Origin of the sequence: Pseudoalteromonas sp. HF66 (genome assembly GCF_011806445.1) — a bacterium.
GTDB lineage: Bacteria > Pseudomonadota > Gammaproteobacteria > Enterobacterales > Alteromonadaceae > Pseudoalteromonas > Pseudoalteromonas apostichopi.
The window spans coordinates 1-16,270 of the sequence record NZ_JAATOU010000011.1 but is presented as its reverse complement, the minus strand read 5'-3'; the positions used below and the strand labels follow the sequence as shown (position 1 = coordinate 16,270).

Below are 16,270 nucleotides of genomic sequence, written 5' to 3'. Positions count from 1 at the left end.
TCTGTTTTGTACTGATTCGTTTAATAAAGTGAGTTATTTTTTTACCCACTGACCGTTCACTTCAATGTAGTGACCCGGCTTAGTTTTCTCGATAGTTTTAGCAGCTGCAAGTGCTTCAACTTGCGCTAAAGAGAGGTTGTTCTTTTTCGCCAGTTTTAAATATTGCTCTTTGCGCTTTGCATTTATTTCTTCAACCACCGCTTTTGCTTCACTGTTATTAACCACTAAACCTAAATAGCCTGAGCTGTTTTCACCCACTAGCCCTTGGCTCTTTGCATCATCAAGGCTGATAGCCCATACAGAGAAAGATAAACAAACAGCACTGATCATGGTGATCACATTTAGTTTTTTAAGTTGTAATTTACGCATGTTTGCTCCTTAGAATAATTCACTATCATCACTGAATAAGGTATCAAGTTCTTTATCCACTTTTACGCGGATCTCATGATCAACTTTTACATTTAAGTTGATTGTAATCGGCTCTTTTGCTGCCACCTCTACACGGTGAGTACAGGCACTCAGCATGCCTACAGCCGTCAGCATTACTAACCACTTAGCCATCATTGCTTCCTTTTTTTGCATACTCTTTCTCAACTCTTTGAGTAATTTCATCACTTAAACGCAGTGCCCTAAGTAAAGTAAATACATTCTCTTCATGATTATAATTAAAGTTCACCGCTTGTTGCTGCGCTTCATTATAACCCTCTAAATTGACACCTAAATGTAACCAACCATCTGGTTTGAGATTAACACTACTACGTAGTTTTTTAATATCTAAATTTTCAAGTAAACTCAGCGTTGTGCTCAGTTCCTGCTGCTGTGCCTTTACAGCTTCAAAACCTGCATTATTGGTGATCAGTAATTTACCGTCACCTTGATTAACCAGCTGCCCTTGCTTTACTTCTACCCCCTGCTTGCTTATTACAACAGGTAAGGTGCCCGCTAAGCGGCCACTTAAACTAATTCCAGACTCAGCATCAAGGGTGACCAGTTTGCTGGCATCAATATTTTCAAACTTAACAGTCGCGGTTTGGTTATCACTCAGTGGACAGTAGCTATTCACCACAAATTCCCCCCCCATAACCTGACCTGTTAGATTAGCTGCGCAAGGCTGGTTAGCCGTTACCTGCAACTGACCCTGTATATTTTTCACCACTGCACCTGCACGCAGTTCATTAAGTGTAAATTTAGTCGCTGCAATATTAAGCTGCCCTGAATTAAACTTCCCGTTTAGATCCACAGCAAAATCGTTCGCGAGGTAATCGTTGTAAAGCGCACTGAATTTATCTATGTGCAAACTACCCTGTGCTTGTTGAAGATTTACATCACCTTTAATAATGCCCGAAACAACCCCATCAGTGACGGTAGCAAGGGGCTCAAACTGATAAATTATAGGGTTAAGCTTAGCAATTGTCTGCTCTGGTATCACGAGTTCAAATGGGTGCGCAACCTCAGACATATGGTGGCTAATTAGCACTTCAAAGCCATCTGCAAACACATGATGCGTTGCCTGTAAGGCGCGACTTTGTAGTGCCTTTGTAACGACGGACAACTTATTTAAGGTAAGCTCCGGAGTTGTTAATTTGGCGGCAGAGGTTTTGGCATCAATATCAACAAATAACTCCCCCACACTGAGATCTGTACTAAGAGTAAGCTCATTGCTGATTTTTGCTGCATTCATATCATCATAAGTTAATGATTTAACTTTGCTATTAGCGTTAATAACTAGGTGCCGCTGGGCATTATGCTCAGCGTCAATAGTGCTAGTAAAGTCAGCTATCGTTGCATCCGATATAAGCGCGTTTTTAACACTTACATTTGCATTCAGTTTAGCTGTAGGGCTAGTAAATAAGTCATCGATATTTAGCATTCCTTTAGCCTGAATCCCGTCAGCCTGTAAATCTAAAAATGCTGGTAATGAATTCAATGACAGCTGAAAACCTGATTTAACAGTTCCATCATTTAAATGAGCATCAAGCTTAAATTCACTTATATCTTCACTATTAAAATGAATGCCAACTTGGCTTTTAAGTGATGTGAGCGGGTTCTGTAAAGAAAGTGACGTATTACTTACTTTTATCTCGCTTTGCCCCTCATTTGCTTGCAGCTTAACTATAGGGACTGATAGCAACTCACCATCAACACTTAACGGTTCTGCAATTTGCAACTGCCAAGCAAGCGGCAGCTGCGCTCTAATAAATGATTGGTACTGTTGGTTTGCGATAGAGATAAAACAATCTTGGTGTGCACTAAATTGATTCCGTAAAGCTGATAAATCCGCGTTTAGATGCTGTTGATTTAGTTGGTACTTTGCACTCAGGCTCCCTTCAGTAGCAAAACTTAAGTCACACTGCTCTAAAGCGTGCTGATAATTTACATTTACCACGCTTTTAATAGCAACCGTAATACCATCAAAATTAACCTGTGACTGAGTAGTAAAATGGCTGTTTTTGGGCAGTTTGATGAATCGTTCAAGCACTTTCTCATCAAGGGTGAGATTGGCTTTCACTTCATAATTTGATATTTCAACGTCTGCACTGATATCACGTGAAATCGTAAAATGATTTAAGCGTTTTTCCCGTATCGCCAACCTAACAGGATTGTCGGTAAACGGTGAGACTACATCAAGCTGCTGAATGCTAATTAGCGGTCTTTGCTCTGGTAATACTAAAGCGAGCTTTTTGAATTCTGTTTGTGAAGAGTCAGATTGTTTACTTACCTGATTGCTAAGAGTGAGATTAGCGCGAGAAACTGTTACCTGCTGCTTATTAGCAATAATACCAGCCAACTCAATTTGCTGTCCTTGGTAGGTTAAACATAATTTCTCGATATTTAAATCAAGCTTGCTGGTTAATGACCAATCAATACAATGAAGCGCAACGCCATTTTTACTGAGCATAGGTGTTAAGTACCACGATGTCAGTGGCAATCTGAACAGATACGCCAAAAGCACCATGCTTAGCACGATACCTAGCAACCCTACGCTTATCCGTTTAAAACTCAAAAAACTCTCCTTGCTTCTCGCTTCTCGCTTCTCGCTTCTCGCTTCTCGCTTCTCGCTTCTCGCTTCTCGCTTCTCAGATTATTATAAACAAAAAGGCCACACATGATAGTGCAGCCTTTTTAGTTTAAACGGTTTGTATGAACCTAGCTTGTATAGCTAGGCACATAGCTAACTTCTAGCCAACGTTTTTGCGTGCGTTGCGGAACATACGCATCCACGGGCTATCTTCACGCCATTCATCTGGGTGCCATGAGTTAGCAACCGAACGGAATACACGCTCTGGGTGCGGCATCATAACCGTTGCACGACCATCTGTAGAAGTAATACCTGTGATACCCTCTGGTGAACCGTTCGGGTTAGCTGGGTATTGCGTAGTTGGGTTACCGTAGTTATCAACAAACTTCACTGCCACAGTACCTGACTCAAGCGCTGCTTTAACTGCATCAGCGTTTGCGAACTCAGCATGGCCTTCACCGTGAGAAACAGCGATAGGCATACGTGAACCTGCCATACCATTAAAGAATACTGATGGGTTTTCTTGCACTTCTACAAGGCTAAAGCGAGCTTCAAAGCGCTCTGACTTATTCGTCACGAAACGTGGCCAGTGCTCAGTACCTGGGATCAATTCTTTCAATGTTGAAAGCATTTGACAGCCATTACACACACCTAAGCTGAATGTATCTTCGCGGTGGAAGAAGCTTTGGAACTGCTCACGAGCCATCTCATTAAATAAGATTGACTTAGCCCAGCCTTCACCTGCACCTAGAACGTCACCGTAAGAGAAGCCACCACATGCCACTAAGCCTTTAAATTGCTCAAGTGTTAAACGACCTTCAAGGATGTCGCTCATGTGAACGTCAACCGCAGCAAATCCAGCACGATTAAATGCAGCAGCCATTTCTAAGTGAGAGTTAACACCTTGCTCACGAAGTATCGCCATTTTCGGCTTCGCACCTGTAGCAATGTAAGGCGCTGCAACATCTTCGTTTAGGTCAAAGTTTAGTTTTACGTTAAGACCTGGGTCTTTTGCATCAAACTTAGCATCAAACTCTTGCTTAGCACATTCTGGGTTGTCACGACGTGCTTGCATTTGGTAAGTTGTTTCAGCCCAAATAGTACGAAGCTCAGTACGCGTGTGGTTAAGTACTACATCATCACCACGAGTGAATACCACGCGGTCATCAGCGTTTAATGTACCAATTTCATGACTGATAGCAGCTAGACCGTGGTCGGCAAGAACCGCTTTAACTGCGTCTAAATCGTCATTAGCTACTTGAATCACTGCACCTAACTCTTCATTATAAAGCGCTTCGATGTCTGAACCTGTTAAGCCTGCAAGGTCAACAGTTACACCCGTGTGGCCAGCAAATGCCATTTCAGCAACCGTAGTGAATAAGCCACCGTCTGAACGGTCATGGTAAGCAAGTAACTTATTATCAGCTACAAGTGCTTGCATTGCGTCATAGAAACCTTTTAATAATGCTGGGTTATCAACATCAGGTGTCACATCACCTAGTTGCTTATAAACCTGTGCAAGGCTTGATGCACCCATACGGTTTTGACCAGCACCTAAATCAACTAATAATAGTGATGAGTCACCTTTATCAGTGCGTAGTTGTGGGGTCACTGTTTTACGAACATCTTCAACACGACCAAATGCAGTGATGATCAGCGATAATGGTGCAGTAACAGATTTTTGTTCACCGTCTTCATCCCATTGAGTTTTCATAGACATTGAGTCTTTACCCACAGGGATTGTTAAACCAAGTGCAGGACAAAGCTCTTCACCTACAGCTTTAACTGCTTCATAAAGACCCGCATCTTCGCCAGGGTGACCAGCTGCAGCCATCCAGTTTGCAGATAGCTTGATATTTTCAAGGCCACCGATGTTAGCACAAGCGATGTTAGTTAGAGACTCAGCCACAGCTAAGCGAGCAGAGGCACCGTAGTTTAAAAGTGCAGCTGGTGTACGTTCACCTAATGACATTGCTTCACCGTGGTAAGTATCAAACGCAGCAGCGGTTACCGCACAGTTTGCGACTGGCACCTGCCAAGGACCTACCATTTGGTCACGAGCAACTAAACCCGTTACCGTACGGTCACCAATAGTGATTAAGAATGTTTTCTCAGCAATCGTTGGTAAGCGTAATAAACGCTGTGCAGCATCAGCAGCATCAATGTGAGCAATGTCTAATGGTTGCGATTGTGCTTTTTTCGATTCAACTTCGCGGTGCATTTTTGGTGCTTTACCAAGTAATACATCAAGCGGAAGATCTACAGGACTGTTACCGAAGTGGCTATCTTCAACCGTTAAGTGACGCTCTTCTGTTGCTTCACCAATAACAGCGTATTCTGCACGCTCACGTTTACAGATTGCTTCAAAGCGCGCGAAGTCTTCTGCCGCAACTGCTAATACGTAACGCTCTTGAGATTCGTTACACCAAATTTCGTGTGGTGCCATACCCGGCTCATCGTTTGGAATGTCACGAAGTTGGAATTTACCACCACGACCACCGTCGTCTACAAGCTCAGGGAATGCGTTTGAAAGACCACCTGCACCCACATCGTGGATGAAAGCGATTGGGTTTGCATCACCTAGCTGCCAACATTTGTCGATAACTTCCTGACAACGACGTTCCATTTCTGGGTTTTCACGCTGTACCGATGCAAAGTCTAAATCTTCGTTTGATTGACCAGATGTCATACTAGACGCAGCACCACCACCAAGACCGATGTTCATTGCCGGACCACCTAGTGCAATTAGCTTAGCACCTACAGGGATTTCACCTTTTTGAACATGTTCAGAACGAATGTTACCTAAACCACCTGCAAGCATGATTGGCTTGTGGTAACCACGTACTTCTTCACCGTTATGGCTTGATACTTTCTCTTCGTATGTACGGAAGTAACCAAGTAAGTTAGGACGACCAAATTCGTTATTGAATGCCGCACCACCTAATGGACCTTCTGTCATAATATCAAGTGCATTAACGATACGACCAGGCTTACCGAAGTCAGTTTCCCAAGGTTGCTCGTAGCCAGGAATACGTAGGTTAGATACCGTGAAACCAACTAAACCAGCTTTAGGCTTAGAACCACGGCCTGTAGCACCTTCATCACGAATTTCACCACCAGAACCAGTCGATGCACCTGAGAATGGCGCAATCGCAGTTGGGTGGTTATGAGTTTCAACTTTCATCAAGATTTCGATGTTTTCTTGATGGTACGCGTACTCACCCTCAAGATTAGGGAAGAAACGACCCGCTACCGAACCTTTCATTACCGCTGCGTTATCTTTATATGCCGATAACACGTTTTCAGGGTTCTGCTCGTAAGTATTTTTGATCATTTTGAACAAAGATTTTGGCTGCTCGATGCCATCAATTGTCCAATCAGCGTTAAAGATTTTGTGACGACAATGCTCAGAGTTTGCTTGTGCAAACATGAATAATTCGATGTCGTTCGGGTTACGCCCTAACTTTTGGAAGTTTTCTACTAAGTAATCGATTTCGTCATCTGCAAGCGCAAAACCTTGCTCAACGTTTGCTTTAGCAAGTGCTTCACGGCCACCACCTAAAATGTCAACTGATGACATTGGACGCGGGTCATCGTGGCGGAATAATTTAGCTGCATCAGCCATATCTGCGTGAGTTGCTTCAGTCATACGATCATGTAACAACGCTGCAACTTCAGCTGTTTGATCAGCTGATAGATTACCTTCAACGTAGTATGCAATACCACGCTCAACACGGTGAACTTGGCTTAAGCCACAGTTATGTGCGATGTCAGTTGCTTTTGATGCCCAAGGCGAGATAGTACCTGGACGCGGCGTTACAAGAATTAACGTGCCTGCTGGCGTGTGCTCAGCAATCGTTGGACCATAAGTAAGCAGTTTTTCCAGCTTTGTTTGCTCATCAGCTGAAAGTTCAGCAGTGAGATCTGCAAAATGCATGAACTCAGCATAAACGTCAGTAACTGGAAGTTGTGCCTGTTGGCAACGCGCTAAAATTTTCTGAACTCTAAAATCGGAAAGTGCTGGTGCACCACGAAGGATCAACATAGGTATTTTCATCCGGGGTTAGGGATTGAACGATATTTTAGGCGCATATTATAGTGCAAATAACGTCTAGATTTAACTCAAAATTACGCTTTTATTTAAATAATCTCGATAACCGCTATTATGGTCACATCAATTAACTATCTTAGTACTCATTATTTTTCTGCAGGTTCTTGTTCTGTATGACTTATCTATCTTCCCCCGGTTACGATTATTAATTTTTAAATAGATATATAAAACTATTCGCCAAGTGACGTGGCTTTGAAGTTTTGTTATAACGGTAACGTAATGGTTTAAGGGGCATTTACAATCTATGCAAAAGTTACTCGCTATTTTTAGTTTAGTGCTCATGTTATGTGCGTGCGATATGCAACAGCAACCCTCGCAACTCGCTCATATCAAGGCACAGAACAAAATTAGAGTCGGCACTTTAGCTGGTGCGAGTAATTACTATCAAGCACCGCAAGGTGTGCAAGGCTTTGAATATGAACTCGCTCAAGAGTTTGCTGACTATGTTGGTGTTGAGCTTGAAATGGTGCCCTTTTTTAATCTATCCGATATGTTCGCACGCTTAGAAAGTGGCGATTTAGATATAATAGCTTCAGGTCTTACATATAATACGATTCGAGCTGAACATTATCGCTTCGGCCCGACCTATCGCACAATTAGCCAAAAGCTGGTCTATAAACAAGGCCGTACTCGTCCTCGTGAGTTTTCAGATTTAACCGGTAACCTAACTGTTCTAGCAAAAAGCAGCCATTCGTTGGCGCTACAACAATTAAAACAGCTGAATCCAGAGCTCAGCTGGAACGAAACAGAAGACATGGATGAAGAAGAGCTTCTGCAAGCTGTTATCGACGGTGAAATTGATTATACCCTAGCTGATTCACACACCTTGTCGTTGTTTCGCCGCTACCACCCAAATTTAAGCATAGGTTTCTCGGTTACGCGTAATGACCCTATCGCTTGGCTACTAAGAAAAGATGGTGACGATTCTTTATATGCCTTGATGGTGCCATTTTTTGGTGACGTAAAACAAAGCAACCAGCTTTATGTTCTAGAAGAAAAATACTTCGGCCATGTTCGCCAGTTTAATTATGTGAACACCCTAGCTTATATCGAAGCAATAAAAGAGACCTTACCTAAATACCAACCTTGGTTTGAGCAATACGCTGGCAACATAGATTGGCGATTACTGGCAGCCTTGAGTTATCAAGAATCAATGTGGAACCCAAGAGCTAAGTCACCAACGGGTGTGCGTGGTATTATGATGCTCACTCAAGCAACTGCAAAACAGGTCGGCGTAACTAATCGATTAGAACCAGAGCAAAATATTAAAGGCGGTGCAGAGTACCTTGCCAAAGTGATCTCTTGGATCCCTGAACGCATCCCACAGCCTGACAGAACTTGGTTTGCCTTAGCCTCTTACAATGTTGGCTGGGGACACGTAAACGACGCTCGTATCATCACTGAGCAAGAAGGTGCAAGCCCTGACAAATGGGCTGATGTTAAAAAGCGCTTACCTCTTTTAATTAAAAAGCGTTACTATCGTAAAACCAAATATGGTTATGCGCGGGGCGATGTCGCTGTGCAATATGTTGATAATATTCGTCGTTATTACGATGCGTTAGTTTGGCTTGACGAAAATGATGCTATTGCTAATCCCGAGAGCGAGCAACAAACAGCTGAAGAAGCAAAACCTGCAACAGAGGCAAGCGAAATAAAACCAAGCGACAACACTCAACAAACTAACTCAGAGCAGCAGAAGTCAGAAAACAACTAACTTCAAGCACCGAAATCTGTTTACTTGTCATCAAATGATCATTATCTTCCTGTAGAGATCAATATAATGCTTTACTCTCACTTAAGGAGCACACATGTTAAAAAGAAGACGCAAGACACATAAGTTCAAGCGAAATGTTATTTACTCAACGGCTACACGTCGTCGTATCATGCTACGCAATACACACAAAAAAGTTATCTGGCGTCGCCGCCTATTTGCGATGCAGTTAATGGAAGCACAAGTTCCTGCAACGCCGGTTGTCTAACTAGGCGTTGCGAGCAGCCAGCTTTGCCGCCTTTTTCTCTTCTCTACGACGCTTAAAAAACTTAGAAATCACCGCTCCACACTGCTCACTCATAACATCACTAGTTACTTCAACTTGATGATTAAGCCTAGGTTCTTGTAGAAGATTCATAATTGAGCCTGCCGATCCTGTTTTTGCATCCTTAGCGCCAAATACAAGTCGCTTAATACGGCTATGAACCAAAAGGCCTGCGCACATCGAACAAGGTTCTAAAGTTACATACAGAGTGCAATCTATTAGGCGATAGTTGTTAAGTACTTTTCCTGCTTCACGGATTGCCATCATTTCTGCATGAGCTGATGGATCGTTATCAATAATTGAGCGGTTATAGCCATAAGAGATCTGTTGATTGTCTTTTACGAGTACTGCACCAACTGGAATTTCATTAATCGCAGCCGCTTCATTGGCGTAGCTCAATGCTTTCTCCATCCAATACTCGTCGCTAAATTGTTCGCTCATATATCACACAAATCTTGTAAAACTGTGAGTAATTATACCTAGTTAGTGAAAAATGTCGGCAATAAATGCTGCTACAATTAAAAATTAACGCAAAATTTAGTGGCTTTTTCATGGCTCAATGGACCCATATTGCGCTATAATCTCGCGCTTTTTTTATTTAGCTTACAACACGGGTAGCAAATGAAATTTCCTGGACGCCGCAGGCATAAACATTATTTTCCGGTGGAAGCCAAAGATCCACTGACGAATCAACTTAACTCAACCGACCGACTACAACGTAGTTATATTACGGGTATCGACCAAATTGTGGTGGATATTGAAGCGAAAGTTGATCAAGCTTTCCTAGATGAATTTCAATTGCGCCGTGGCATGTCGCAAGTGATCGAAAACGATATTACCAATGCGTTATACGACAGACTGAAACTCGATAACATGATCGATTATGAGTTTGCCGGTGGTACGGTAGGTAACACCATGCACAACTATTCAACACTTGCTGACGACCGCTCAGTGTTGTTAGGAGTAATGAGTGAAAATATCAAAATCGGCAGCTATGCATACCGTTTTTTATGTAACACCTCTAGCCGCGTTGATCTTGACTATCTTCAGCCTGTAGATGGCCCAATTGGTCGCTGTTTTACCTTAATTGACGAGACAGGTGAACGCACCTTCGCAATTAGTGCAGGGCTTATGAATCACCTTCGCCCTGAATCAATCGATCAAGCTCTTATTGAAAATTCATCAGCATTAGTGATCAGCGCATATCTGATGCGTACTCAAGGTGATGAAACCATGACAGAAGCCACTATGCAGGCAGTAAAATATGCCAATGATGCAGGTGTTCCTGTGGTTTTAACCCTTGGTACTAAGTTCTTAATTGAACAAGATCCAGCTTGGTGGGCTGATTTTGTTAAAGAACATGTTGATATTCTTGCTATGAACGAAGAAGAAGGTCTTGCTATTACAGGTTTTGAGGATCCGCTTCTGGCTGCCGACAAAGCGCTAGACTGGACTGATTTAGTTATTTGTACTGCCGGCGAAAAAGGCTTATTTATGGCAGGTTACGTAGACGATTCATTCAAGCGTGAAACAGAATACCCATTATTACCAGGTGCAATTGCTGATTTTAACCGTTATGAATTTTCGCGCGCAATGCGTAAAGAGGACTGCCAAAACCCTATCCGTGCATACAGCCACACAGCACCATTTATGGGCGGCCCTGATAGTATTAAAAACACTAATGGCGCAGGCGATTGCGCTCTTGCTGCGGTCCTACATGACTTATCAGCCAATGTTTACCACAAACTAAATGTGGCAAACTCAGCGAAACATCAACAACCTGCAATAACTTACTCATCACTTGCACAAATCAGTAAATACGCTAACCGTGCGAGTTATGAAGTACTGGTTCAGCACTCACCACGTTTATCTCGTGGCTTACCAGAACGTGAAGATTGTTTAGAGCAAGTTTACTGGGATCAGTAACCGCAACTAAAAAATAGAAATATCCAGTTTCTGGGATAAACGCTCAAGAGCCGCTATCCCAGCAACTGAATTCCCATATGAGTTAAGTCTTGGCGCCCAAACAGCCACTGTAAATTGATTCGGTAACACAGCTAAAATAGTGCCCGAAACCCCAGATTTACCCGGCATACCCACACGGTAGCCAAAATCCCCCGCAGCATCGTATAAACCACTAGTAAACAGTAACGAGTTTAACTGCTTGTTTTGTCTAGCACTAAGTACTTCTTGCCCATTAGCATCTTTACCTTGGTTCGCTAAGTAGCTGTAAGCTTTTGCTAATTCTACGCAGTTCAGCTCTATGGCACAGAAGTTAAAGTAAGCCCATAAAACATCATCAACTTCATTATTAAAGTTGCCAAATGACTTCATTAGATGCGCCATCGCGGCATTGCGGTGACGAAACTCATATTCAGAATTAGCCACTTTCTTATCAATAACAACCTGAGCATTACCTGATAACTGGCGAAATGATTCAAGCATAGAGTGCATCGGTGCAGATAAACGACTGTATAAAGCGTCACAGGTGACAATAGCACCGGCGTTAATAAATGGGTTGCGTGGTATGCCCTGCTCAAACTCAAGCTGTGTGAGTGAGTTAAAAGCAGTGCCTGAAGGTTCTTTTCCGACTCGCTGCCATAATTCATCGCCATAACGCTGAAGCGCTAAGGTTAAGGTCATTACTTTTGAGACAGATTGAATCGTGAAACGCGCACTGCAGTCACCAGCGCAATAAGTTTGCCCATCCACGGTATGAATTGCAATTGCGAATTGGTTTGGTTCAACCTCTGCTAGCGCAGGAATATAATCAGCAACCTTACCTTGGCTCAGTAATGGCTGAACTTCTTTTGTTATTTCATCTAATACGTGTTGATAATCAATCTGTGACATACCGCGTCCTTTAAAACAAAAAGCCCCGCATTTGCGAGGCTTTGTAGTCTACTAAAGATGGTTTGCTATAGCGATTGCTATTAGCTCATAGCTGATTGCAGTTTTTTCATCGCTGTTTTTTCTAGCTGGCGAACACGCTCTGCTGAAACATTGTATTTCTCAGCAAGTTCTTGCAGTGTTGCTTTATCGTCAGCTAACCAACGCGCACTTACGATGTCTTGTGAACGCTCATCAAGCGTTTTTAACGCACTGAATAAGCGTGCATGAGACTGTTCTTGCCATTGCTGCTCTTCGATATCATCAGCAAGATCTGCACTGCCATCAGTTAAATATTGTACTGGCGAGTATGTGCTTGTCGGTGCGTCGTCATTGTCATCGCCCGTTAAGTCAAAGCCCATATCTTGGCCACTCATACGTGATTCCATCTCACGTACTTCTTTTTCACTTACACCTAGCTCATTAGCAACTGTGCTAACTTCAGCTTGGTTAAACCAACCTAAACGCTTTTTATTTTTACGTAGGTTGAAGAATAATTTACGTTGCGCTTTTGTTGTAGCAACTTTCACGATACGCCAGTTTTTCAGTACGTACTCATGAATTTCGGCTTTGATCCAATGTACTGCGAATGAGACTAAGCGGACACCTACACTTGGGTCGAAACGTTTTACCGCTTTCATCAGACCTATGTTACCTTCCTGAATTAAATCAGCTTGCGGTAAGCCATAACCTGAATAGCTTTTCGCAATATGAGCAACAAAGCGCAGGTGCGACATAATGAGTTGCTTCGCAGCTTCAAGATCACCTTCTTCCTGAAGACGAGTCGCCAACTGCTTTTCTTTCTCTGCATCAAGCATAGGAATAGTGCTAACCGCTTGAAGGTAGCCGTCCATACTTGCGCTCTGTTGACCTGCAGTAAGTGCCATTGCGTATAAATCTTTACTCATTTTTCACCTCAGTGATAAACATTTGAAACCATCTTAGCACTCTTTAAGCGAGAGTGCTAACTTCAATTAAAAACTTTTTTAAAGTTCAAATCAAGTGGTTTTTGTATCTATTTTTAGTCTACGCTAACACGCTGAATAAGCGATGAATTCTAGCTTGGAGTGATATTTTTAAAAATTTACGCGAATACTATTTATCGCTAAAAACGAAGTGTAACAACGAATTGTTACACTTTATCGGGTTCAATTTCTTTTATGTAGCGGTTAACTGATAGGTAAGAACCAACAAATCCTAACCCTGTTGCAAGGGCAACCAAAATGCCAAACTCTTTCAGTGTTAAGCCAATTAAGTCAAAGTTGGTTTCATATACGCCAGCAACATCACTCACCGCAGCGCCAAGCCACCACATCATTAAAGCAACGCAAATAAAAGAGAACAAACCACCAATAATGCCGTACCAAATACCCGTCCATAAAAATGGCGCATGAATAAAGGTATTTGTCGCCCCTACTAACTTCATCACTTGAATTTCATCTTTCTTATCCATGATCGATAAACGGACCGTATTACCAATGATCAGGGTAACGGAGGTTAATAATAGTAGAGCGATGGTAATCACGCTTTCTTTTAATAAACTTAAAAGTGCGTTTAAGCGTTCAAGCCAAGCAATATCGAGCTTACCAAAGTCAACTTCTCTTTCTGCTTCCAGCTTTTGTAATAATTGCTTTGCCGTATTAGGCTGACGGTATCGTGCTGTGGGTGTGACAATAACAACATCAGGTAACGGGTTAGCATCTAAATACTCAAGTGCTTGACCAAATCCTGATACTTGTTTGAATTCAGTGAGGGCATCGCCTTTTGATATAAACTCCACTTTATCTACTTCAGGGTAGAGTGCTAAACGCTTAACTAAAGTCTGCGTTTGTTGTTCAGTCATGGTTTCTTTTACGAACAACGAAATCTCTGCAGCATCTTCAAAGCCACTGCTTACTTGAGAGACATTTTTAACTACTAAATAAAGTGTCGCAGGGAGCGTTAAGCTTAAACCTAATACCGCAATGGTCATCAATGAAGCAAGAGGCGTTCGCCACATTTCACCTAGGCTGTGCACTCCTTGACGAATAAGGTTAATAAAGAAGAAATAAGGCGCAGCTAAAAATGACTTTTTCTGACGTTCGTTTTGGCTATTACGACTTTTAAATAATAAACTCATAGCGTCCCCTCAGCTAAAGGGTCCTCAATCATGCGACCATCTTTCAGCGTTAGACTGCGATAACGCATACGCGCAATTAAGCCGATATCGTGAGTTGCAATGAGCACAGTTGTACCATGATTATTAAAGTCTTCAAATAAACGTAATATGTCCATTGAAAGCTCAGGATCTAAGTTACCTGTTGGCTCATCGGCTAGTAAAATAGGTGGTGAATTTACGATAGCTCGGGCAATACCAACCCGCTGCTGCTCACCACCCGATAACGTTGCAGGATTACACTTTGCTTTATCAAGTAACCCAACTTTATCAAGCGCACCATGAACACGCTTAGCTATTTGCTTATGGTGTGTACCTTCTATGATTAAAGGCAAAGCAACATTATCAAACACTGAGTAACGTTCTAGCAAACGATGATTCTGGAAGATGATACCTATATCGCGACGAACATAAGGGATCTGACGGGATTTAACTGCATTTAAATCAACACCATTAATAAGCACCTGCCCCGCCGATGGACGCTCCATCAAGCTAATGAGCTTCAATAAGGTACTTTTACCTGCACCACTGTGCCCTGTTAAAAAGGCCAATTCGCCAGGTTTAATATGAAAGCTGACTTTTTCAAGGGCACGATGGCCACCTGGATATGTTTTACTGACTTGCTGAAAATTTATCATTTTAGTTATCAATCATCTTGCAGCGAAAAAAGGGAGCAAGCTCCCTCTAATTAATTATGCGTCATCCTCGTCTTGGCTAAATAGCGCATCAATAAAGTCACTACTATTAAAGGTACGTAAATCATCAATACCTTCACCAACACCAATGTAACGAATTGGGATGTTAAATTTATCTGCAACGGCGAAAATCACACCGCCTTTTGCGGTACCATCTAATTTAGATAAAGTGATACCTGTTAAACCAACACATTCATTAAATAGTTTAACTTGGCTAATTGCATTTTGACCCGTACCAGCATCGATAGTTAGCATCACTTCATGCGGTGCATCTGGGTCAATTTTCTTCATTACACGAGCTATTTTCTCAAGCTCCTGCATTAAGTTGTCTTTATTTTGCAAGCGACCTGCTGTATCAGCGATTAACACATCAACATTACGCGCTTTTGCTGCCTGAAAAGCATCAAAAACTACTGAAGCACTGTCTGCACCTGTATGTTGAGCAATAACAGGTATGCTATTACGTTCTCCCCAAACTTGAAGCTGCTCAACCGCTGCAGCACGGAAAGTGTCACCTGCAGCAAGCATCACCGACTTACCTTCACTTTGGAATTGCTTAGCTAATTTACCAATTGTAGTGGTTTTACCAACACCATTTACACCCACCATTAAGATAACAAATGGTTTTTTATCACCACTTACAACCAGCGGTTGCTCCGCAGTTTTGAGCATGCTTGCCATTTCTTGCTTCATTAGCTCGTATAAAGCATCACCATCTTTTAACTGCTTACGATCCGCTGCATCTGTTAGGTTATCAATCAACTTCATAGTTGTATCAACACCTAAGTCCGCTGTCAGTAACTGTGTCTCTAGCTCTTCGAATAACTCATCGTCTATTTTCTTACCACTAAAGATAGAGGCAAATCCTGAGCCGATATTAACGCGAGTTTTTAATAAGCCCTTTTTAAGGCGCGCGAAGAAGCCTTCTTTCTTCGGTTTTTCAGCGGCTTGAGCTGCTTTTTCTTGCTCTAAACGTTCAGCTTGTGCTTTTTCTGCAGCAATGCGCTCTTGTTCTACACGTTCCGCTTCCGCCTTTTCTGCCGCAATACGTTCTTGCTCTAAACGTTCAGCTTGTGCTTTCTCTGCCGCGATGCGTTCTTGTTCTACACGTTCAGCTTCTGCTTTTTCTGCAGCAATGCGTTCTTGCTCTAAACGCTCAGCATCGCGCCTTTCTGCAGCAATGCGTTCTTGTTCTAAACGTTCAGCTTCTGCTTTTTCTGCAGCAATGCGTTCTTGCTCTAAACGCTCAGCTTCTGCATTTTCTGCCGCAATACGTTCTTGCTCTAAACGTTCAGCTTGTGCTTTCTCTGCCGCGATGCGTTCTTGTTCTACACGTTCAGCTTCTGCTTTTTCTGCAGCAATGCG

At 42.5% G+C, this 16,270-nt stretch carries 13 protein-coding genes; 3 read left to right on the top strand and 10 right to left on the bottom strand.

From position 1 onward, the window contains the following. Positions 1-33: 33 nt before the first annotated feature. The 4 genes from HCZ11_RS12035 to purL all read right to left on the bottom strand — a co-directional run bounded on the left by HCZ11_RS12035 (position 34) and on the right by purL (position 7,064). Positions 34-369 (bottom strand): YdbL family protein, encoded by a 336-nt coding sequence (locus HCZ11_RS12035; RefSeq protein WP_130050624.1) that lies wholly within the window; start codon positions 367-369, stop codon positions 34-36. Positions 370-378: 9 nt separating this feature from the next. Further along, on the bottom strand, positions 379-561 hold the full coding sequence (locus tag HCZ11_RS12030) for a YnbE family lipoprotein (protein WP_054551055.1): 183 nt from the start codon (positions 559-561) through the stop codon (positions 379-381). Beyond that, a complete protein-coding gene (locus HCZ11_RS12025; RefSeq protein ID WP_167658519.1) occupies positions 554-3,004 on the bottom strand; it encodes a YdbH domain-containing protein in 2,451 nt (816 codons plus the stop codon). The genes HCZ11_RS12030 and HCZ11_RS12025 overlap by 8 nt, the downstream gene beginning before the upstream one ends. Before the next feature lie 175 nt (positions 3,005-3,179). Then, positions 3,180-7,064 (bottom strand): phosphoribosylformylglycinamidine synthase, encoded by a 3,885-nt coding sequence (gene purL / locus HCZ11_RS12020; RefSeq protein ID WP_167658518.1) that lies wholly within the window; start codon positions 7,062-7,064, stop codon positions 3,180-3,182. A gap of 310 nt (positions 7,065-7,374) precedes the next feature. Here purL and mltF point away from each other — a divergent pair, with 310 nt between their 5' ends. Together mltF and HCZ11_RS12010 are read left to right on the top strand one after the other, a co-directional pair. Beyond that, positions 7,375-8,844 (top strand): membrane-bound lytic murein transglycosylase MltF, encoded by a 1,470-nt coding sequence (gene mltF, locus HCZ11_RS12015; RefSeq protein ID WP_130050621.1) that lies wholly within the window; start codon positions 7,375-7,377, stop codon positions 8,842-8,844. A gap of 94 nt (positions 8,845-8,938) precedes the next feature. Beyond that, positions 8,939-9,109, top strand: a complete 171-nt coding sequence (locus HCZ11_RS12010) for a hypothetical protein (RefSeq protein ID WP_167658517.1) — start codon at positions 8,939-8,941, stop codon at positions 9,107-9,109. Here HCZ11_RS12010 and tadA read toward each other — a convergent pair whose 3' ends face one another. Continuing rightward, positions 9,110-9,607: a tRNA adenosine(34) deaminase TadA gene (gene tadA, locus HCZ11_RS12005; RefSeq protein WP_130050620.1), complete on the bottom strand. Its 498-nt coding sequence runs from the start codon at positions 9,605-9,607 to the stop codon at positions 9,110-9,112. Between the two features lie 180 nt (positions 9,608-9,787). On the opposite strand from tadA, the gene HCZ11_RS12000 reads away from it, so the two are divergent. Continuing rightward, positions 9,788-11,092 carry an inosine/guanosine kinase gene (locus HCZ11_RS12000; RefSeq protein WP_130050619.1) on the top strand — a complete coding sequence of 435 codons (1,305 nt, stop codon included), beginning with the start codon at positions 9,788-9,790 and terminating at the stop codon, positions 11,090-11,092. 6 nt (positions 11,093-11,098) lie between these two features. On the opposite strand, the gene glsB is transcribed toward HCZ11_RS12000, so the two are convergent. The 5 genes from glsB to ftsY all read right to left on the bottom strand — a co-directional run. Then, entirely contained in the window at positions 11,099-12,019 is a 921-nt protein-coding gene (gene glsB / locus HCZ11_RS11995; protein ID WP_167658516.1) for a glutaminase B, read from the bottom strand. A gap of 80 nt (positions 12,020-12,099) precedes the next feature. Further along, the gene (gene rpoH / locus HCZ11_RS11990) at positions 12,100-12,963 is read right to left on the bottom strand and encodes an RNA polymerase sigma factor RpoH (protein WP_054551048.1); all 864 of its coding nucleotides are present in this window, start codon (positions 12,961-12,963) and stop codon (positions 12,100-12,102) included. Between the two features lie 224 nt (positions 12,964-13,187). Next, on the bottom strand, positions 13,188-14,174 hold the full coding sequence (gene ftsX / locus HCZ11_RS11985; protein WP_167658515.1) for a permease-like cell division protein FtsX: 987 nt from the start codon (positions 14,172-14,174) through the stop codon (positions 13,188-13,190). Beyond that, a complete protein-coding gene (ftsE, locus tag HCZ11_RS11980) occupies positions 14,171-14,848 on the bottom strand; it encodes a cell division ATP-binding protein FtsE (RefSeq protein ID WP_130050616.1) in 678 nt (225 codons plus the stop codon). Before ftsE ends, ftsX begins: the two co-directional genes overlap by 4 nt. Before the next feature lie 54 nt (positions 14,849-14,902). After that, positions 14,903-16,270, bottom strand: a 1,368-nt coding sequence (ftsY, locus tag HCZ11_RS11975) for a signal recognition particle-docking protein FtsY (protein WP_167658514.1), incomplete at its 5' end; no start/stop codon positions are given.